Below are 22,234 nucleotides of genomic sequence, written 5' to 3' on the forward strand. Positions count from 1 at the left end.
CCGCCCGCTACGACCTGGCAGGTGTCCGTGGGACGGGCAGGTAGCCCGTTCCGTGGAAGTACGTCAGGTAACGGATCAGGATCTCGTCCGTGAGGGGTGTCCGGTGGATGCCCACGGCCGCCACGGCTGTGGCTGTCCGGCGGGAGTCGAAGCGGCGGAGGTCCTTGGCCTCCGGCCTGCTCCGTCCTTCGTCGCCGAGGAACAGTTGTGCCGCGTTGTCGGGCTGCGCGGCCACGCGGGCCCGCCACTGCGGGGCGGGTACGGTTCGCAGCTCGTGCCCGAGCCGGGCGGCCGCTTCGAAGACGCGGTCCAGGCCCGGCGCGTCCGGATTGGTGAGGTGATACGTCCGCGCGCCGGCCGGTCCGGACAGGGCGAGGGCCACGACCGCGGCGCTGACGTAGTCGACGGGCACCCAGCCCGTCGAACCGTGGGGCAGGTCGGGCACCGCTCCCGCCTGGAGGCAGCCCTTGATGAGCTGCCACAGCAGGTCGCGGTCCTGGCAGGCCCCGGTGGTGGTGTCGCCGCTGATCCGGCCGGGGCGGTGGATGGTCACCGGCAGGCCGCGTTCGCGGGCGAGGCCGACGAGTCCTTCGGCGACCCACTTGCTCTGCCCGTACCCGTCGGGCAGTCCGGGTGCGGGGCCCGTCGGCGTCGACTCCGTGATGGTGACGGGACCGGGTGCGGGGGCGTATACGCCGGTGGTCGAGATGTAGTGCATTCCGGGTGAGGCGGAGTCGGCGAGCAGACGCAGCAGCTCTTCGGTGCCGGCCACGTTCGCGTCGCGCAGATCACCGTACGCGGCGGCGAAGTTGACGCGCGCGCCGTTGTGCAGGACCGTGCCGAGGCGGCGGACCAGGGCAGTCCTGTCCTCGGGTGACAGGCCCAGGCCCGGGGCGGCGAGATCGCCCGGAACGGGGTGGACGAGGTTCTCGTACCGGGGGCGCCACAGGCCGTAGCGCTCCAGGTTGGCGCGCAGCCGGTGGGCGGCGCTGTGGCTGTCCCGCGCCCTGACGAGGCAGTCGACGGGCCCGTCCGTCGTCTCGATGAGGTCGCGCAGCAGGAACGCGCCGAGGAAGCCGGAGGCGCCGGTCAGCAGGGGCCGGGCGGACGGGCGCAGGGGGCGGCGGGAGGTCGCCTGGCGGCGGGTGCCCGAGATGTCCTTGGCCAGCCGGACCTCGGAGGCCAGGTCCGGTGTGCTGGTGTCCGCCTGGTCCTCCTCCCCCGTTGTGCGTCCCAGCAGACGGTCGATCCCTTCGACGGTGGGTGCGGCGAACAGGGCTCGCAGGGAGGGGCGCCGGCCGCATCGCTCGTCGATGCGCCGGGCCAGGGTGACGGCGAGCAGGGAGTGGCCGCCCAGGGCGAAGAAGTCGTCGGTGACACCCACCTCCGGCACGCCGAGTGTCTCCGCGAACACCTCGCACAGAGTGCGTTCGCGGGCGGTGCGCGGTGGGCGGCCGCCCGCCGGAGCGGCGCGATGAGGGGCGGGCAGTGCGCGCCGGTCGGTCTTCCCGTTGGGGGTGACGGGCAGGGCTGTGAGGCTGAGGTGGGCGGCGGGGATCATGTGGTCGGGCAGGCTCGCCGCGAGGTGTGCGCGCACCTCGTCCTCGTCGGGGCCCGGCGTGCCGTCCGCGGGCACGGTGTAGACGACCAGGCGGCGGTCGCCGGGCCGGTCCTCACGGACGGCGGCGCAGGCCGCGGCCACACCGGGCATCGCGGAGAGGACCGCCTCGATCTCGCCGAGTTCGATGCGGAAGCCGCGGAGTTTGACCTGGTCGTCGACGCGGGAGACGTAGACGAGCTCCCCCTCGGCCGTCCAGCGCACCAGATCGCCTGTGCGGTACATGCGGCCCCCGGTGCGGTCGAACGGGTTGGCCAGGAACCGGGAGGCGGTGAGCGCGGGCCGGCCGTGGTAGCCGCGGGCGACCCCCGCCCCGGAGACGTACAGCTCACCGACCACGCCGGGCGGCACGGGTGCCAGCCGGTCGTCCAGGACGTGGACCGTGGTGCCGTCGACCGGGGCTCCGATGGACACCGTGCGGTCGGGTGCCAGTGGCCCGTCCGCGTGCTGGCGGCCGCTCATGGTGGCGCAGACGGTGGTCTCGGTGGGTCCGTAGGCGTTGACGAGGAAGCGGTCGCGCGCCCAGGCGTGTACCAGGGTGGGCGGGCACGCCTCACCGGCCAGGACCATGGTGGTGCCGGCCGGCAGCGAGTGCGGCGGCATCACGGCGAGTGCGGCGGGTGGCAGGGTGAGGTGGGTGATGCCGCGCTCGCGGACCAGCGCCGCCAGGTTGGGGCCGGGCAGCAGTGCGTCGCGCTCGTCGATCTCCAGGCAGGCTCCGGAGAGCAGCCCCATGCACAGTTCCCAGAACGCGGCGTCGAAGCTGACGGACGCCATGTGCAGGACCCGGCTGCCCGGGGTGACGTTCAGCCGGTCGCTCTGGGTCCGTGCCATGGCGCCGACGCCCCGGTGGGTGACGACGACGCCCTTGGGCCGGCCGGTGGAGCCGGACGTGTAGATGACGTAGGCGGGGTGTGCCGGTCGCGGAGCGGTGCCGGTTCGGACGGTCGTCGGGGCGCCGTCTGCGAGCTGGTCGGCGTACAGGTGCGGCACGGAGGCCGGGGGAAGGCGGCGGTGGATCGCGGGGGTGGTGAGGAGCAGGCGTGGGGCGGCGTCGTCGAGCATGTACGACAGGCGCTGGGCCGGGTAGTCGGGGTCGAGCGGTAGGTAGGCTGCTCCGGTCCTGAGGACGGCGAGCAGGGCCACCACGAGGTGGTGGGTGCGGGGCAGGGCGACAGCGACGCGGTCCTCGGGGCCGATGCCCTGTGCGGCGAGGTGGTGGGCGAGGGTCTCGGCGCGGGCGTCGAGTTCGCCGTAGGTGAGGGTGGTCGTGGCGTCGCGGACGGCCGGTGCGTCGGGAGTGCGCCGGACCCACCGCTGGAAGAGTTCGGGGACCGTCGGCGCGGTGTGGTGCTCGGCGGGCCCGGTTCCCCAGTCGGTGAGGCGGGTGCGCTCGGCGGCGGTGAGTACGTCGTAGGTGTGCAGGGGGCGCTCGGGGTCCGCGGTGACGGCGTCGAGCAGCAGGACGAGCCGGTCGGCGAGGCCGCGGACCGTCGCCTCGTCGAAGAGTTCCGTCGCGTAGTCGGCCGAGGCCCGCATGCCGTCCGGGGCGCCGCTGTCGTCGTACGTCTCGGTGAAGGTGAACGACAGGTCGAACTTGCTGACCCCGGCGACGACCGGTACGCCGCTCACGGTCAGGTCCGGCAGGTCGATGGCGGCGGCGGGCGCGTGGTTCTGCAGGACGAGCATGGTCTGGAAGAGGGGGTGGTGGCTCTGTGAACGCGTGGGGTTGAGCAGTTCGACCAGTCGCTCGAAGGGGACGTCCTGATGTGCGTACGCGGAGAGGTTGGAGTCCTTCACGCGGTCGAGCAGTTGGAGGAACGTCGGGTCGCCTGTCAGGTCCGTGCGCAGCACGAGGGTGTTCGCGAAGAGTCCGACGAGGTCGGAGGCGGCTTCGTCGGTGCGTCCGGCGACTGCCGTGCCCAGCGGGATGTCGTCGCCGGCGCCGTGCCGGGACAGTACGGTCGACAGGGCGGCCTGGAGGACCATGAAGGCGCTGCATCCGCTGGTCCGGGCGAGTTCCGCGATCCGCCTGGAGGTGGTGGGGGCGACGGCGAAGTCGTAGGTGGCTCCGGTGTGCCGGGGTACGGCCGGACGCGAGCGGTCCCACGGCAGCTCGATCATCTCCGGAAGGCCGTCCAGTGCGGCTTTCCAGTAGTCCAGTTGGCGCGATACGACACTGTCCGGGTCGTGCTCGTCGCCGAGGAGGCGGCGCTGCCAGAGGGTGTGGTCGGCGTAGTCGACGGGCAGTGCGGGCAGTGCGGGTTCCTCGGTGCGGACCCGGGCCCGGTAGGCGGCGCCCAGGTCGTGGACGAGAGGCGCGAGGGAGGATCCGTCGGCGGCGATGTGGTGGATCACGAGCACCAGGACGTGGGCGTCGTCGGCCAGGCGCAACAGGGTCGCCTGGAGCGGGAGGCGGTGCTCGATGTCGATCGGCTCCGCCGCGGCGGCTCTGATCCGGTGGCGGATCTTGTCCTCGTCGATCGCCTCCCACGCGAACGGCAGCCGGACGTCGTCCGGTGCGGTGATGTGCTGGTGCGGTCCGGTGTCGCCTTCGGGGAAGACCGTGCGCAGGGCGGCGTGCCGGCTGACGACGTCGTGCAGGGCCAGGCGCAGCGCTTCCGTGTCGAGCGGTCCGCCGATGCGTACGGCGAAGGGGATGTTGTACGTGGCGGAGGGGCCTTCGAGCCGGTGGAGGAACCACAGGCGCTGCTGGGCGTACGAGAGCGGAATGGTGGCGGGTCGTTCCTGCGGGGTGAGGGCGGGGCGGGGCGGGTGGCCCGATTCCGCCAGAGCGGTGGCGAGTGCGGCGACGGTGGGGTTCTCGAAGAGGGTGCGGATCTCGGTCTCGGTGTCGAGGGCGGCGCGGACGCGGCCCACCAGTCGGGTGGCGAGCAGGGAGTGGCCGCCCAGGGCGAAGAAGCTGTCGTCGATGCCGACGCGTGGCACGCCGAGCACGTCGGCGAAGAGACCGGCGAGGATCTCCTCCACCGCGCTGCGCGGCGGACGCCCCTGCGCGACGGGCGGGCCGTCCGGCCTGGGCAGGGCCGCCCGGTCGAGCTTGCCGTTGGAGGTCAGCGGCAAGGTGGCGACCGGCTGGATGACGGAGGGCACCATGTAGGCGGGCAGGTGGTGTCCCACGTGCGCGGCGAGCCGGTCCGGGTCCGGGGCGGGCAGCCCGGGTGCGGGGACGACGTAGGCGGTGAGGGTGCTGTCGCCGGGCAGGTCCTCGCGGACCAGGACGCAGGCGGCGTGCACCGACGGATCGGTGCGGAGCACCGTCTCGATCTCGGCGGGCTCGATGCGGTGGCCGCGGAGTTTGATCTGCTGGTCGGACCTGGCCATGTAGTGGAGGAGGCCGTCGGTGTCCCGGCGTACGAGGTCGCCGGTGCGGTACATGCGCTCCCCGGCTTCGGTGAACGGGTCCGCGACGAATCGGGTGGCGGTGAGGCCGGGCCGCCCCAGATAGCCGCGCGCCACTCCGGTGCCCGCGATGTACAGCTCGCCCTCTGCGCCGGCCGGTACGGGTCGCATCGCCGTGTCCAGGACGTAGGCGCGCACGCCGTCGAGCGGCCGGCCGATCGGGGCCGCACCGGTGGGAGCGTCGGCGGGGTGGACGGGGTGGACGGTGGCGAAGGTGGTCGTCTCGGTGGGTCCGTAGACGTGCAGGACGGTGGTGCCGGGGTGGGCGGCGGCGACGCGTTGCAGGACGCCGGGTGCGGCGGCCTCGCCTCCGGTGGCGACCGTACGCAGCAGGCCGAGGGCGCCCCGGTCCGCTTCTGCGAGGACGTTGAACAGGGCCGTCGTCAGGAACGCCGACGTCAGGCCGTGGCTGGTGACGAGGTCCCTGAGCACGGCGGGCTGGAGTGTGCCCTCGGGTGCCACGACGACGCGGCCCCCGTTGAGGAGCGGGGCCCAGATCTCGAAGGTGGAGGCGTCGAAGACGTACGCCGAGTGCAGCAGTACGGCGTCGGCCGCGCCGTCCTGCCAGGCCCGGTGCGAGGCGAGGGCGGTCACGTCGGCGTGGGTGACGCCGACGCCCTTGGGGAGGCCGGTGGAGCCGGAGGTGAACATCACGTACGCGAGCCGGGCGCCGCCCGTGACCGCGGGGAGGGTGCCCGGCCCGGCCGGGTTCCCTTGCCTGACGCGGCCGGCGGCGTCGACGCTCAGCACGGCTGTGTCCGGGCCGAGTTCTCGTACCCAGGGGTGCGTGCGCGTGCTGTCGTCGACGATCAGGACGCGCACGGCGGCCACCTCCGCGACCCGGCGGAGCCGTTCCACCGGCCAGCGTGGGTCGAGGGGCACATAGGCGGCGCCCGCGCGCAGGGCGGCCAGGGAGGCGGTGACGGTGGCGGCCGAGCGGGCCACGAGGATGCCGACGCCGTCCTCCGCGCCGGTCCCGGCCGCTGTCAGGGCGCCGGCGAGACCGTCCGAGAGGTCACAGAGCCGCCGGTAGGTGAGCTGCTCGCCCGCGCCGGACACGGCCACCGCGTCCGGGTGCCGGGCGGCGTTCCTCGCCACGGCGTCCGGAATGCTCATGTCCGGTGCTTCGGAGGCCAGTTCGGCGCCGCGCCCCTGGGAGAGCAGGGTCTCGCGCTCACCGTCCAGGAGGACGGGCACGGCGTCGGCGGGGCGGTCGAGCCCCTGTGCCATCGCCGTCAGCAGGCGCCGCGTGCGGGCGACCGTCCGGGCGACGTAGTCGTGGTCGAGGACGGCGGCCCGGTAGCCGAAGGTGATCCTCAGGGTGTCGCCGGGGGCGATGGTGAGGGTGAGCGGGTAGTGGGCGGCGTCCGTACCGCTGAAACCGGTGACGGCGAGGCCGGGCAGTCCCCGTTGTGCGGTGCGCAGGGCCTCGTCGTCCATCGGGTAGTTCTCGAACACGGTGAGGGTGTCGAAGAGTTCGTCCAGTGCGGTGACGCCCCGGATCTCGCTCAGGCCCAAGTGCTGGCTGTCGAGGAGCCGGCCCTGTTCCTCCTGGAGCCGGGTCAGGAGCGCGGCCAGGGTTTCGCCGGGCTCGGGGCGGAGCCGTACCGGCACGGTGTTGATGAACAGGCCGATCATCGACTCGATGCCGGGGATCTCCGGCGGGCGGCCCGACACGGTGGCGCCGAACACGACGTCGGGGCGTCCGGTGAGGTGCCCGAGCAGCAGGCCCCAGGCGCCCTGCACCAGGGTGTTGAGGGTGAGGCGGTGGGCGCGGGCCGTGTCGCGGAGCCGGGCCGTCGTGGCCGCGTCCAGTTCGAGCGCCAGGGTTTCGGGCAGCTCGGCGGAGTCCGGCGCGCCCGCGCGGCCGGGTCCGGCGACCAGGGTCGGCGCCTCGATCCCGGCCAGGGCGGTGGCCCAGGTGTCCAGGGCGGCCGCGCGGTCCTGCTGGGCGAGCCAGCCGAGGTAGGTGCGGTAGGGGGTGACGCGCGGCAGGGTGCTGTCGTCGCCCCCGGTGGCGTACAGCTCGAAGAGCTCCCGCACGAGCAGGGGCATCGACCAGCCGTCGAACAGGATGTGATGGCTCGTCATGACGAGGCGGTGGCGCTGCGGCGCGGTGCGCACCAGGGTGAACCGCAGCAGGGGCGGGGTGGTCAGGTCGAAGCGGCGGGTGCGGTCGGCGGCGAGGAACGCGGCGAGGCGTTCCCCGGTCGTGGCCGTGTCGACCCCGCCGGTCAGGTCGAGCTCCTCCAGCGGCACCGGCACCTCGGCGGCCACGGCCTGCACGGGCTCGTCGAGGCCCTCGTGGAGGAAGCCGACCCGCAGGTTGGCGTGCCTGCGCAGCAGGCTGCCGATGGCGGCGCGCAGTGCGGGGACGCCGACGGGGCCTTCGAGGTCGAAGACGAACTGCGCGGTGTAGACGTCCACGGCGTGCGAGTCGTACAGGGCGTGGAAGTGCATGCCTGCCTGAAGCGGCGTCAGCGGTAGTACGTCCTCCAACTGGAAACCGGTCACTTGCGTCCACCCCACTTGTTCTGCAGTCGGTCGATCTGGGCCTGGTTGAGCGACACCAGGGGAAGGTCGGACGGTGTGTAGCCGCCCGCGTCGGGCCGTTCGGCGTGGTCCGCGATGGCACGCAGTGCCCGGGTGAACGCTTCGGTCAGGGCCCCCACGTCCTCCTCCTTGAGGAGGTCGCTGGGCCAGGTCCAGCGGGTCACGAGTCGCGGGCCGTCCGGCAGGTCCTCGGTGTGCGCGTTGATGTCGAGGGCGTGGTGCACGGGCATGTCCGGGTCCTGGCTGCGTGGCCCGCCGCCGTCGAGCAGTACGTCCCAGTCGGCACCCGCCCCACCCTCGGGCGTGCCGTGTGAAGCGGCATACCGTCCCAGGTAGTTGAAGCCGATCTGGGGGTCGGCCCCGGTGGTCAGGTGGGGGCGGGTCGCCGGGTTGAGGTGGCGCAGCATTCCGTGGCCGACGCCGTGGTCGGGCACGGCCCGCAGCTGTTCCTTGACGCGTTTGACCGCGCGTTCGACCAGTGCGGCGTCGAAGCCTCCTGGCCTGCGGGCGTCGATGGGGCCGGGGTCGAGCCGGACGGGGTAGAGGCTGGTGAACCAGCCGACGGTGCGGGAGAGGTCGATGTGGTCGGCGATGTGCTCGCGGCCGTGGCTCTCCAGGTCGATGAGGACGCCGGTGCCGGTGGGCCGGGGGGCGCCGGGGGGCGCGTCCCGCTCCGCCCGCCAGGTGCGGACGGCGAGGGCGAGGCCGGTGAGCAGGATGTCGTCCACACCCGCGTGGAAGGCGCCGGGGGCGGTGGTGAGCAGCGACTGTGTCCAGGTGGCGGGCAGGTGGGTGACGAGGGTGCGGGTGCCGTCGGCGGTGTCCAGGTGGGGGTCGAGCGGCCGGTATCCGAGTTGGGGGTCGGGGGTGCTCAGTACGCCCTGCCAGAGGGGCAGTTCTGCTTCCCGTTCGGTGCTCCGTGCCTGGGACGCGAGGAGGTGCGCCCAGCTTCGGTAGGACGTGGTGACGGCGGGCAGGGCCGTGGCAGGGCTCTCATCCGTGGGGCCGGTTTCGGTGACGGCCTGCCATGCGCGGGCCAGGTCCGCGGCGAGGATGCGCCAGGAGACGGCGTCGACGGCGAGGTGGTGCACGACGAGCAGCAGGCGCCCCCGGGCGTGCGGTCCGGCGTCGCACCAGACGGCTTCGACCACGTTCCCTTCGGCGGGCCGCAGCCGTCCGCGTACCTGTTCGCCGGCCTCTGTGGTGGCGGCGCGTGCGGCTTCGGCGTCGAGACCCGCGATGTCGACGCGGGTGAAGCGGTCGCGGGCCGGGACGGTGCCGGGCGGCAGGGCTTCGAGGACGGGTTCGCCTCCCGCCGGGCGGGTGATGCGCAGGCGGAGCATGTCGTGGTGGTCGATGAGGAGTTGGAGGGCGGCGATGAGGGTGTCCTCCTCGGCTCCCTCGGGCGTGGTCAGTACTCCGGACTGGTTGTAGCCGTCCGTGGTGCCCGGCCGCTCCAGGAGCCAGGCGGCGATGGGTGTCGGCGGCATCTCGCCGGTGCCCTGGTCGGCCCGCGCGGTGGTGTCCTGGCCGAGTGCGGTGGCGGCGGCCGCGATGGCCTCGGGGGTGCGGTGGACGAAGACGTCGCGGGGTGTGACTCCGAACCCCGCCTCCCGGATCCGGCTGACGAGCTGGATCGAGAGGATGCTGTCGCCGCCGAGCGCGAAGAAGTCGTCGTCGGTGCGGACGGCCGGGGTGCGCAGGACGGAGGCGAAGACGTCGCACAGGGCGCGTTCCCGCTCGGTGCGCGGCTGCCCGCCCGGCCGGGTGGCGGTGGGGCGTTCCGGGGCGGGCAGGGCCCTGCGGTCGGTCTTGCCGTTCGGCAGGAGCGGCAGCGCGTCGAGGGCGATGAAGACGGCGGGCACCATGTAGGGCGGCAGGGCGGAGGTGAGCCGGGTTCGCAGTTCGCTGTCCGTGAGGGGCTCATTGTGCCCGCGCCGGCCGGGAACGGTGTAGGCGACCAGGCGCCGCTCCCCCGGCCGGTCCTCGCGGACGAGGGCGCAGGCGGCGGCGATGCCGTCGATCCGGGTGAGCGCGGCCTCGATCTCACCGAGTTCGATGCGGAAGCCGTGCAGCTTGACCTGGTGATCGGCGCGCGAGACGTAGGTGAGCAGTCCGTCGGCGTCCCGTTTGACGAGGTCGCCCGTGCGGTACATGCGGCTGCCGGCGGGGCCGTAGGGGTCGGCGACGAACCGGGTGGCGGTCAGCCCCGGGCGTCCCAGATAGCCGCGGGCGAGTCCGTCCCCGGCGATGTGGAGCTCTCCGGTGACGCCCGGCGGCACGGGCCGGAGCCCGGCGTCCAGGACGTAGGCGCGGGTGTTGTCGACGGGGCGGCCGATCGGCACGCCCGCCTCCCCCGCCGTGGCGGCCCGCTCCCCGCTCCGGTGCTGGTGGGCGGTGGCGTCGATGGTGGTCTCTGTGGGTCCGTACAGGTTGTGCACCTCGACGTGCCAGTCCTGTCCGGCACGCTCGGCCAGGGACGTGGGCAGGGGTTCGCCTCCGCACAGGACGGCTCGCAGCGTCTCGGGCGCCTCCTGCGGGCGGGTCTCGGTGAGGACGACCGAGAGGTGCGAGGGCACGAACTGCGCGAGGGTCACCCCGGCGTCGCGCATGCGGGCGAGCAGTGCGGAGGGGTCGTGGTTGGCGGCGGGCGGTACGGGGCAGGTGGTGCCGCCGTGGAGCAGCGTCAGCCAGGTCTCCCAGACCGAGGCGTCGAAGCTCGGGGAGGTGCGTGCCAGGACCCGGTCGTCGTCGGTGAGCGCGAGGTGGCCGGCCAGCCAGGCCATGTGGTTGGTCAGGGACGCGTGGGTGACGACGACGCCCTTGGGCCGGCCGGTGGAGCCCGAGGTGTAGATGACGTACGCCGCGTCGAGCGGGGCCGGTCCGGCGCCGGGCGGGGCCCCGCGCCCCGTGGACCAGGCCGGCCGGTCGTCCAGCGCGAGGCAGGGGACGTCCGTGGTGTACCGCGCGGCGCGGGTGGTGCCGTGGGTGAGGAGCAGCGCCGGGCGGGCGTCGTCGAGCATGTAGGTGATCCGCGCCTGCGGGTACTCCAGGTCGACCGGCAGGTAGGCGGCCCCGGCCTTGGTCACCGCCAGCATGGCGACGGCCTGGTCGGCGGTGCCTTCCAGGGCGAGGGCGACGAGGTCGCCGCGGCCGATGCCCCGGTCGTGCAGATGGTGTGCCAAGTCGTCCGAGAGGGCGTCCAGTTCGCTGAAGGTGAGCCGGTGCGCACCGTCCCGTACGGCGATCGCCGCAGGGGTTCTGGCGGACTGCCCGCGGAACGCCTCGGGGGCGGTGCGCGCGGTCAGGGTCCGGGCGGGGCCGTGTGCGGCCCGCTCCAGGCTCTGCCGCTCTGCCGTCTCCAGGACCTCGACCGCGTGGACGCGCCGTCCGGGGTCCGCGGCGAGTGCGGTGAGGAGACGGGTCAGTCGTGCGGCCAGGGCGTGAGCGGTGGCCGGGACGAAGAGTTCGGTGGAGAACTCCAGGCTGCCGTCGAGTCCTGCGGGGCGGCCCTCGGCGTCGCGCGTCTCGGTGAAGGTGAAGGTCAGGTCGAATTTGCTGATGCCGGTGTGCACGGGCTGCCCGGTCACCGTGAGACCGGGCAGGTCGACGGTGGTGTCCGCCTGGTTCTGGAGGACGAGCATGGTCTGGAACAGCGGGTGGTGGTTCTGGGCCCGCACCGGGCTGAGGGCATCCACCAGCCGTTCGAACGGCACGTCCTGATGGGCGTAGGCGGCGAGGTCGAACTCCCTGACCCGGTCGATGACTTCGACGAAGGTGGGATCTCCGGACAGATCGGTGCGCAGGACGAGGGTGTTGACGAAGAAGCCCACCAGATCGTCGAGTGCCTCGTCGGTGCGTCCGGCGACGGCGGTGCCGAGCGGGATGTCGTCTCCGGCACCGTGCCGGGAGAGCAGGACGGACAGCGCGGCCTGGAGCACCATGAAGAGGCTGCTTCCGCGGGACCGGGCGAGTTCTGCGAGGGCCCGGTGGGTGTCCGCGTCAACGGGGAAGGCGAACGCGTCTCCGCCGTACGCCGTGACAGCGGGGCGCGGCCGGTCGCACGGCAGGTCGAGCAGGTCGGGGGCTCCGGCGAGTGCGCTGCGCCAGAAGTCCAGCTGGCGGGCGGCCTGGCTCGACGGGTCGTCCTCTACGCCGAGCAGCGCGCGCTGCCACAGGGTGTAGTCGGCGTACTGGACGCCGAGTTCTGTCCAGCCCGGCTCCTCGCCCTCGGCGCGTGCCCGGTAGGCGACGCCGAGGTCGCGGGCGAGCGGGGCGAGGGACCAGCCGTCGCCCGCGATGTGGTGGACGAGCAGCATGAGGACGTGGGATTCGGTGTCGAGCCGCAGCAGCCTTGCGCGCAAGGGCAGTTGGGTGCCGATGTCGAAGGTGTGCGCGACCTCTGCGGTCAGTACCTCGTCCAGGCGGCCGGGGTCAGTGTCCCGGGGACTGAGGTCGAGGTCGGCTCCACTGGCGTCGAGGACCAGCTGGCGCGCCACGCCGTCGGTCTCGGGAAAGACGGTGCGCAGGCTTTCGTGGCGTTCGACGACGTCCGCGAGGGCGCTCTCCAGGGCCTCCGCGTCGAGCGGGCCGTCCAGGCGCAGCACCAGCGGCACGTTGTATGTGGCGCTGGGTCCCTCGAACCGGTTGAGGAACCACAGGCGCTGCTGGGCGAAGGACAGCGGCAGCGGATCGGGGCGGTGCGGAGCGCGCTCCAGCCGGTTCCTGGCCTTCTCCGCGCCGTCCAGTGTGGCCGCGAGCGCGGCCGGCGTGGGGTGCTCGAAGACGGTCTTGACCTGGACCTCGACGGCGAGCGCGGTGCGGATGCGTGCGGCCAGCCGGGTGGCGAGCAGGGAGTGGCCGCCCAGGGCGAAGAAGTCGTCGTCGGCGCCGGCCCCTTCGAGGCCGAGCACATCAGCGAAGAGTCCGCAGAGGATCTCCTCGCGCGCGGTGCGGGCGGCCCGTCCGCGGACCGGTGCGTGGTGCGCGGGGCGGGGCAGGGCGCCTTGGTCCACCTTTCCGTTGACGGTCAGTGGCAGGGCCTCCAGCGGGACGAACGCGGAGGGCACCATATAGGCGGGCAGGGAACGGCCGACGGCTCGGGCGAGATCGGCGGGTTCGGGACGCGCCCCCGCCGCGGGCACCACGTACGCGACGAGCCGCCGGTCGCCCGGGGTGTCCTCGCGGACGACGGCGAAGGAGTCCGCGACGCCCTCGCAGCAGGCCAGCACCCCCTCGATCTCACCGAGTTCGATGCGGTAACCGCGCAGCTTCACCTGGCTGTCGGCGCGGGTGACGTAGGCGATCTGTCCGTCGCGGGTCCACCGCACGAGGTCGCCGGTGCGGTACATGCGGCCGCCCGACGGGTCGAACGGATCAGCGACGAACCGGGTGGCGGTCAGGCCGGGGAGGCCGGTGTACCCGCGTGCCACGCCGCGTCCGGCGAGGTACAGCTCCCCCGTGACGCCCGGCGGGACCTGGCCCAGGGAGCTGTCCAGGACGTACAGCCGCATGCCGTCCAGGGCGCGCCCGATGGGTGGCGGACCGGAGGGCAGGCCGGCCGCCACGTCGTAGCGGGTGGCGAAGGTGGTCGTCTCGGTGGGGCCGTACACATGGAGGACGCGTGTGCCGGCCGCGGTGCCCGCGACCCGCTGCATCGCGTCCGGTGAGGCCAGTTCTCCTCCGGCGCAGACGAGCCGGAGGCCGGTGAAGGCACCCGGATCGGTCTCCGCGATCACGTTGAACAGGGCCGTCGTCATGAAGACCGCGGTCACTCCGTGCTCCTGCACGGCATCGCTGAGGGCGCGGGCCTCCAGGACGCCGTCCGGTGCGACGACGATCGTCCCTCCGTGCAGCAGCGGGGCCCAGATCTCGAACGTCGAGGCGTCGAAGACGTACGCCGAGTGCATCAGGACGGCGTCGTCGGCGCCGCCCTGCCAGGCGGAGTCGGCCGTCAGCGCCACCACGTCGGCGTGCGTGACTCCGACGCCCTTGGGCAGACCGGTGGAGCCGGAGGTGAACATGACGTAGGCGAGGGCGCCGGGGCTCCGGACGGTTGCGGGGTGTCCGGGTTGCTCGGGCGCGCCGCGGAGGATCCGGCCGAGCCGGTCCACGACCACGACCGGGATCCGGCGTGCGGTCTCCGCCACCCAGGGGGAGGTGAGGGCGTCCTCGTCGACGACGAGGACCCGCACGGCGGCCACGTCGGCCACCTGTTCCAGCCGCTCCGCGGGCCAGCGCGCGTCCAGCGGGACGTACGCGCCGGCCGCGCGGACCGCGCCGAGCGACACCGTCACGACCGCGGGTGACCGGGAGAGCAGTACGCCGATCCCGGTCTCGGGGCGGACGCCCAGGCCGGCCAGGGCGCGGGCCAGGTGGGTGGAGGCCAGGTCGAGTTCGGTGTAGGTGAGGGCGCCGTCGTCGCCGGTGACGGCCACGGCGTCCGGTGCGCGGTGGGCCTGGGCCGCGAAGAGCGCGGGCAGGGTGGCGTCCTCGGTGTGCGCCGGCAGTGCTCTGCCGGTGCCCCGGCGGGTGACGTGGGCGTGCTCGTCCGGTGTCATGAGGTCGTAGCCCGTCAGGGGCAGGGCGGGGTTCGCGGCCGCCTGCTCCAGGAGCCGGACCAGGCGGTCCGCGAGGGCTTCGACGGTGGACCGGTCGAAGAGGGCGGTGGCGTACTCGATCCCGGCGCTGAGGCCGCCGTCGTCGCGCTCCTCGTCGAAGGCGAAGGTGAGGTCGAATTTTCTGAGCCCGTTGTGGACGAGCCGGCTCTCGACGGTGAGACCGGGCATTCCGGGCAGGGCGGTCTCCTGGTTCTGCAGGACCAGCATGGTCTGGAACAGCGGGTGATGGTTGCGCGCCCTGACGGGGTTGACGCTCTCGACGAGACGCTCGAAGGGCACGTCCTGGTGCGCGTAGGCGGCCAGGTCGAATTCCCGTACGCGCAGCAGGAGTTCGCGGAAGGTCGGGTTGCCAGAGAGGTCCGTGCGCAGGACCAGTGTGTTGACGAAGAACCCGACCAGCTCCTCCAGTGCCTCGTCCGTGCGGCCTGCGACGGGCGAGCCGAGCGGGATGTCGTCGCCCGCGCCGTGCCGGTGCAGCAGAGTGGCCACCGCCGCCTGGAGGACCATGAAGAGGCTGGTTCCCGACTCCCGTGCCAGGAACAGGAGCCGGGCGTGGAGGGCGGGCGGTACGTCGAAGGTGTGGACGGCTCCCGCGGGGTCGGTGGTGACCGGGCGCGGCCGGTCCAGCGGGAGGTCGATGATGCCGGGCAGGCCCGCGAGGGCGGTGTGCCAATGGTCGAGTTGCTGCCGCAGGACGCTCTCGGGCGCGTGCCCGTCGCCCAAGGCGGCGTGCTGCCAGAGGGTGTAGTCGGCGTACTGGAGCGGGGTGCCGGCCGCCGGTTCGGGCTCCCGGCCCGTGAGACGGGCGGCGTAGGCCTCGCCCAGGTGCCGGGCGAGCGGGGCGAGGGACCAGCCGTCGCCCGCGATGTGGTGCAGGACGAGCACCAGGACGTGGTGGCCGGGCGCGGACCGCAGAAGCAGGGCGCGCAGCGGCGGGTCCGTGATGACGTCGAACGGCTCACGCACGGCGGCCAGGACGGCGGCCTCCAGATCCGCGGGTGCGGTGCTCACGACAGGCAGCCGGGGTGTGGCGGTACCGGCGGGCAGAACCACCTGATGCGGTACGCCGTCGCGTTCGGGGAACAGGGTGCGCAGCGCCTCGTGCCGCTCCATGACGTCACGGAGCGCGGCGCGCAGGGCGTCGGTGTCCAGGGCACCGTCGAGTTCGAGGACGAGCGGGATGTTGTAGGCGGAGCTGGGTCCCTCGAACCGGTTGAGGAACCACAGGCGCTGCTGCGCGAAGGACAGCGGCAGCGGATCGGGCCGCCGCGCCGCGGGTACGACCGGCAGGTGGGCCCGGCTCCGGGTGTCCAGGACGCGGGCCAGGCCCGCGACGGTCGGGTGCTCGAAGAGGGTGCGTACGGCGATCTCGGCACCGAGGACGGCGCGGACGCGGCTGACGACGCGCATGGCGAGGAGCGAATGCCCGCCCAGCTCGAAGAAGCTGTCGTGCGAGCCCACCAGGGGCCGTCGCAGGACGTCGGCGAAGATGCCGGCGAGCAGGCCTTCCTGGAGGGTGTGCCGCCCCGCTCCGTCGTTGTTGTCCGAGCTGCGCGGGGGCTCCGGCAGGGCGCGCCGGTCCACCTTGCCGTTGGGCAGGAGCGGGAGGTCGTCCAGGATGACGACGGCGCCGGGCACCATGTAGTGCGGCAGGTTCTCGGCCAGGGCGTCGCGCAGGGTGACGGGGCGCTGGGCGGGGTCGCCGGTGACGGCGTAGGCGACGAGGCGGCGCACGCCCGGGGTGTCCTCACGGATCACGGCGCAGGCGGCGGTGACGGCGGGCATCGCCAGCAGCGCGGCCTCGACCTCGCCCAGTTCGATGCGGAAGCCTCGCAGTTTCACCTGGTCGTCGGCGCGTGCGACGTAGTCGAGCAGGCCTTGGTGGTTCCACCGCACGAGGTCGCCCGTCCGGTACATCCGTGCGCCCGCCCCGTCGAACGGGTCGGCGACGAAGCGCGCGGCGGTCAGGCCGGGGCGGTCGAGGTAACCGCGGGCGAGGTTGGGACCCGACAGGTACAGCTCGCCGGTGACGCCCGGCGCGACGGGCCGCAGCCGGCCGTCGAGGACGTAGACACGCATGGTGTCGACGGGGCGGCCGATCGGCACGGCCTCGTACGGTGTGCCGGACTCCGCGTGTCCGGCGGCTCCCGGCGCGTCGGTCCGGTGGGCGGTGGCGTCGATGGTGGCCTCGGTCGGCCCGTAGAGGTTGTGCACGTCGGCCCGCCACAGCTCGGCGGCCTCGGCGGCGAGAGCGCGCGGCAATGGTTCGCCGCCGCACAGCACGGCGCGCAGGCCGGGCAGCGGCGCGGCGTGTGCCGCCTCGGTGAGCACGAGGGCCAGGTGGGAGGGGACGAACTGGGCGAGTGTGACGTCGAACCGGCTCATCCAGGAGACCAGGGCACGGGGTTCGGTGTTGGCCCCGTCCGGCAGCAGACAGACTTCGGCGCCGTTCATCAGCGGGAGCCAGAGCTCCCACACGGAGGCGTCGAAGCTGGAGGAGGTACGGGCCAGCACCCGGTCGTCCGGAGTGATCGCCAGGTGCCCCGCCATCCAGGCCATGTGGTTGGCCAGTGCGGCGTGCGAGACGACCACGCCCTTCGGGCGGCCGGTGGATCCGGAGGTGTAGATGACGTACGCGGGGTCCGCCGGGTGGGGTGTGTCCAGGGTGTGCCCGGCACGCGCCGTGGCCGGGGTGTCGAGGGCAAGCCAGGGGACGTCGCAGTCGGACAGCTCCGCGTGGACGTCCGTGGTGCCGAGCAGCAGGACGGGGCGGGCGTCCGCCAGCATGTGGCGGATGCGGGCGGCCGGGTACTGCGGGTCGACCGGCAGGTAGGCGGCGCCGGCCCGGAGCACGGCCAGCATGGCGACGACGGTGTCCACGGAGGGCGGCGCTGCGATGGCCACCCTGGTCTCGCGGCCCGCGCCGCGTTCGCGCAGGAGGTGGGCGAAGGTGTCGGCGCGCGCGTCGAGCTCGGCGTAGGTCAGGCTCGTGTGGGCGTCGCGCACGGCGACGGCGCCGGGTTCGCGCGCGGCCCGTTCCCGGACCGCTTCGGTGACGGTACGGGAGGGCAGGGGCCGCTCCGTTCCGCGTCCCTGCGCCAGGAGGCGGTCCCGCTCGGCCGGGGTGAGCGGGTCCAGGTCGCTGATGGGCCGGTCCGGGTCTGCCACGGCCAGGGTGAGGACGTGGGCGAACCGGGCGCACAGGGCGCGAGCGGTGGCGGCGTCGAAGAGGTCGGTCGCGTACTCCAGGTAGCCGCGGATGCCTCCGCCCGCGTCCGCGGCGCCGGGCAGCGGGTCCTGGGCGGCGCCGCGCGGTGGGCCGGCCTGTCCGCCGGTCCCGGCGGGTCTGGTGACCTCGGCGGATCTGGTGCTGCCGGCTGCTTCGGCGGGTCCCGTCACTTCGGTGAGCGAGAACGTCAGGTCGAACTTGCTGCCCCCGCGGTGCCGCGACCGGTCGTGGACGGTGATGCCCGGCAGTTCGAGACTCGTGCGCTCCTGGTTCTGCAGGACCAGCATGGTCTGGAAGAGGGGGTGGTGGTCGCCGGACCGCTCGGGGTTGACGGCCTCCACGATCCGCTCGAAGGGGATGTCGCCGTGGCTGAGCGCGGCGATGTCGAACTCCTTGACCCTGTCCAGCAGTTGCCGGAACGGCGGGTCGCCGGACAGATCCGTGCGCAGGACGACGGTGTTGACGAAGAACCCGACCAGGTCGTCCAGGGCCTCGTCGGTGCGTCCGGCCACGGCGGTGCCCAGCGGGATGTCGGAACCGGCACCGTGGGCCTGCAGCGTCACGGCGAGGGCTGCCTGGAGCACCATGAAGGGCGTGCAGCCGGCGGCGCGGGCGAGCCGGGTGAGGCCGGCGTGCGCGGCGGCGGGCAGCTCGAAGGGGACGGCGTCGCCCCGATGGCTGGGCACGGCCGGGCGGGGCCGGTCGAGGGGCAGGTCCAGCAGGTCGGGAGCACCGTGCAGCGCCTCCTTCCAGAAGCCGGCCTGTCGGGCACCCAGGCTGTCCGGGTCGCTGTCGTCGCCGAGCAGCCGGCGCTGCCAGAGGGCGTAGTCGGCGTACTGCACGCGCAGGGGAGCCCAGTCGGGGGCGCCCGTGCCCTCGATCCTGGCGCGGTAGGCGGCTGCGAGGTCGCGGCTGAGCGGGGCGAGGGACCAGCCGTCCGCGACGACGTGGTGCAGGACGAGGACGAGGATGTGCCGGTCGGGTCCCGGGCGGAGCAGATGGGCACGGACCGCGGTGTCGCCCGCGAGGTCGAAGGGGGCGGTGGTCAGGTGACGCACCGTCTCCTCGGCCCAGCTGCCCGTGTTCTCCCCGGCCCCGGGCTGTTCGACAGGGAGGGGGACGAGCGTGGCGGCGGTGTCCGCGTCCAGGACTTCCTGGCGGGCGACACCCTCGTGCTCGGCGAAGACCGTGCGCAGGCTCTCGTGCCGGGCGACCACATCGGCGAGGGCGCCGCGCAGGGCGTCCGCGTCCAGGGGGCCGTCGAGTTCGAGGACGAGCGGGACGTTGTAGCTGCTGTCGGGGCCCTCCGAGCGGTTGAGGAACCAGAGTCGCTGCTGCGCGAAGGACAGCGGTGCCACTTCGGGCCGAGGCTTCGGGGAGAGGACGGGCCGGGTCGCACCGGTGGTGTCCAGGGCCGCGGCGAGGGAGGCGACGGTGGGGTGGTCGAAGAGGGTGCCCAGGCCCAGTTCGGCGCCCAGGGCCGTCCGCACCCGGCCGGTGAGGCGGGTGGCGAGCAGTGAGTGGCCGCCCAGGGAGAAGAAGTTGTCGTGGATCCCGACCGCCGCTACGCCGAGGACGTCGGCGAAGAGACCGGCCAGGACCTCTTCGTAGGGGGTGCGCGGGGCACGGCCGCCGGACGTGACGGCGCGGGGTGCGGGCAGAGCGCGCCGGTCGACCTTGCCGTTGGGGTTCAGGGGCAGTGCGTCCAGTGTCACGAACGCGGACGGCACCATGTACGCGGGCAGTGCGCGGCCTGCTCTGCGGGCCAGGGCGGATGCGTCCGGCCGGGCACCGGGAGCCGGTACGACATAGGCGACGAGCCGGCGGTCGCCCGGTAGGTCCTCGCGGACCACGACGCAGGCGCCTCGGACGTCCGGGTCGGCCAGCAGGACGTTCTCGGTCTCGGCCGGCTCGATACGGAACCCTCGGAGTTTGATCTGGCCGTCCGCACGCCCGACGTACTCGATGTCGCCGCTCGCTGTCCAGCGCACGAGGTCGCCCGTGCGGTACATCCGGTGGCCCGACGCGCCGTGCGGGTCGGCGACGAAGCGGGTGGCCGTCAGCGCGGGGTTGCCCTGGTAGCCGCGGGCGACGCCGTGGCCGCCGACGTACAGCTCCCCCACGACGCCGGGCGGCACCATGGCGAGGGTGTCGTCCAGGACGTACAGACGCATCCCGTCGAGGGGCCGGCCGATGGGCGGCACGCCCGTGGTGCCGGGGACTACCGGATGGCGGGTGGCGAAGGTCGTGGTCTCCGTGGGGCCGTAGACGTGCAGGAAGCGGGTGCCGGGCGTCGCGGCGGCCACTCGCTGCATCAGGTCCGGCGTGGCCGCCTCACCTCCGGCGGCGACCATGCGGAGCCCGGCGAACGCGGCCGGGTCGGCCTCGGCCATCACGTTGAACAGGGCCGTCGTCAGGAACAGCGCGGTGACGCCGTGCCGCTCGACCGTGTCGTGGAGGACCCGTGCCTCCAGGACCCCGGCGGGCGCGACGACCACCCGGCCGCCGTTGAGGAGCGGTGCCCAGATCTCGAAGGTGGCGGCGTCGAAAACGTACGCCGAGTGCATCAGCACCGCGTCGGACACGCCGTCCGTCCAGGTGCGGTCGGCGGCCAGTGCGAGGACGTCGGCGTGGGTGACGCCGACGCCCTTGGGGAGGCCGGTGGACCCGGAGGTGAACATCACGTACGCGAGCCGGTCGCCGCGGATCGTGCGTGGCAGCGGTCCCGGCCGCGGCGGGGCGCCGCTCAGGACGCCGCCGAGCGCGTCGAGGACGACAAGGGGCAGACCGGCCGCTGTCCGCTCCCGTACCCAGGGCTGCCGGGCAGTCGCCTCGTCGGCCACCAGGGCGCGTACGCGGGCCGCTTCCGCGACTCGGTCGAGGCGTTCGCCGGGCCAGGACGCATCAATCGGTACGTACGCCGCTCCGGCGCGGACCGCGCCGAGCGTGGCGGACAGCACGGCCGCCGAGCGGCCGATGAGCACGCCGACGCCGTCCTCGGCCCCGATGCCCCAGCCGGCCAGGGCACCCGCGAGATCCTCCGCCGCTGCGGCCAGCTCCCGGTACGAGAGTGTGGCGGCGCCGTCCACCACGGCCGGGGCGTCGGGCGTCCGGCGTGCCTGCGCCCCGAACGCCTCCGGCAGGCTCGATGCCACGGTCTCCGCCGGCATGGCGGCTCCCCGGCCTTGTACGCGGAGGGCCTCGGTGGCGGTCTCGTCGAGGAACGGCAGGTCGCGCAGGGGGAGGTCGTGGTCCGCGTCCGCGAGAGCGGACAGGAAGGAGACAACGGCCTGCTGGAGCAGCCGCACGTCCTGCGGCGCGTAGAGCTCCGGACTGGCGTCGAATCCGATCAACGGTCCTTTGTCATCGGCCCGTTCCGAGACGAAGAAGGACACGTCGTCGGCCGGTCCGACGGACAGCACGCGGGAGGCGCCGGGGCTGCCGGCGAAGTCCATGTCGTAGTCGTAGCCCATGATGTTGACGACGACGCCGGTGAGGCGGGTCGCGTCGTCGGCCATGTTCAGCTCCCTCGCCAGCTGTTCGCGGGAGAACCGGCGGTGCCGCAGGGCACCGCGCATCTCGGCGGCGACGGCACGTACGAGGGAGCCGACCGTCATCTCGGGGGTGACGGTGAGGCGCAGCGGCAGGATGTTGGAGGTCATGCCGACGATGTGGCGGAGTCCGCTGTGACGGCCGTTGGAAGCGAGGCCGACGGTGACGTCCTGTGTTCCGGTGGCCCGGCCGATGTAGGCGGCGACCGCGCTCACGAGGACGGCGCTCCAGGTGGTGCGGTTGGCGGAGGCGATCGTGCGCAGGCGGTCGAGGACGGCGACGGGCAGCGCCTCGCCGGTGTGCAGCCGGACCTCCGGTGCGTCGAGCGTGGCCGGCGGCGGGGTGTCGGTGCGCCGGCGGATGAGTGCCCGGCCGGCGTGCGCGTCCGCTCCGTCGCCCGGTCCGTGCGTGTCAGCGGTGCCGGGTGTGTCCGATGCGGCGCGATCGGCGGCCAGGTCCGCGAATCGGCCGGTCCAGTAGGCGCGGTCGGCCTCGTAGCGGTCCGATTCGCGGTAGGCCTCCTCGTCGGCGACGAGATCGCGCAGGGACGCGGCGCGCACCTCGGCCGTGTCGAGGTTCTCGCCCCGCACCGCGCGCCCGTAGAGGTCGGCCACGGTGCGGGTGAAGACGGAGCCGCCGAGGCCGTCGACGGCTATGTGGTGGAACCTGACGTACCAGTAGTGCAGTCGGTCGCTGACGCGGAGCAGCGCGAAGTGGTGGGACGGGGCCTCGATCGTGTCGACGGTGGCCATGTCGTCGGCCAGGTAGCGTTCGAGCGCGCCGATGGGGTCGTCGGCGTCGGACAGGTCGACCCGGCGGAGCAGGCTGGTCCCGTCCGGGGAGCGGCGGACGACACGCTGGCGGACCGCGCCGTCCTCGGTGACGAACACGGTGTTGAGGCTGTCGCACAGCGCGGCGGCCCGGTCGAGCGCGGCGGCGAATAACACCTCGTCGAGGGCGCCCCGGACCTCGATGCATTCCCCGATGTTGTATTTCGGGCTCTGCGGATCGACCAGTTGCCCGTACCAGACCCCTTGTTGAGCCGTGGTCATCCCGAACAAATCTTCGGGAACAGAGTCTGAGGAGTCTGAGTTGTTTTCGCGCATGCCGGATCACACCTTTGGGGAGAGATTTTACGGGGGGACGAAGAGGGCGCGACAAAACGGCCCGCGCCGGCGCATCGCCTTCAGCCGATCGCGGGCAGATGAAATCACAGAGAAGCGTTGCCGAACCCATGGC

At 73.4% G+C, this 22,234-nt stretch carries 2 protein-coding genes; both read right to left on the bottom strand.

The window, feature by feature from the left end; all coding sequences use genetic code 11:
* Positions 1-7 precede the first annotated feature (7 nt).
* A complete protein-coding gene (locus tag RLT59_RS00070) occupies positions 8-7,555 on the bottom strand; it encodes a non-ribosomal peptide synthetase (protein WP_311301432.1) in 7,548 nt (2,515 codons plus the stop codon).
* Positions 7,552-22,101: a non-ribosomal peptide synthetase gene (locus RLT59_RS00075; RefSeq protein WP_311301433.1), complete on the bottom strand. Its 14,550-nt coding sequence runs from the start codon at positions 22,099-22,101 to the stop codon at positions 7,552-7,554. The genes RLT59_RS00070 and RLT59_RS00075 overlap by 4 nt, the downstream gene beginning before the upstream one ends.
* Between the last annotated feature and the right edge of the window lie 133 nt (positions 22,102-22,234).

Source organism: Streptomyces sp. ITFR-6 (assembly GCF_031844725.1).
Lineage (GTDB): Bacteria > Actinomycetota > Actinomycetes > Streptomycetales > Streptomycetaceae > Streptomyces.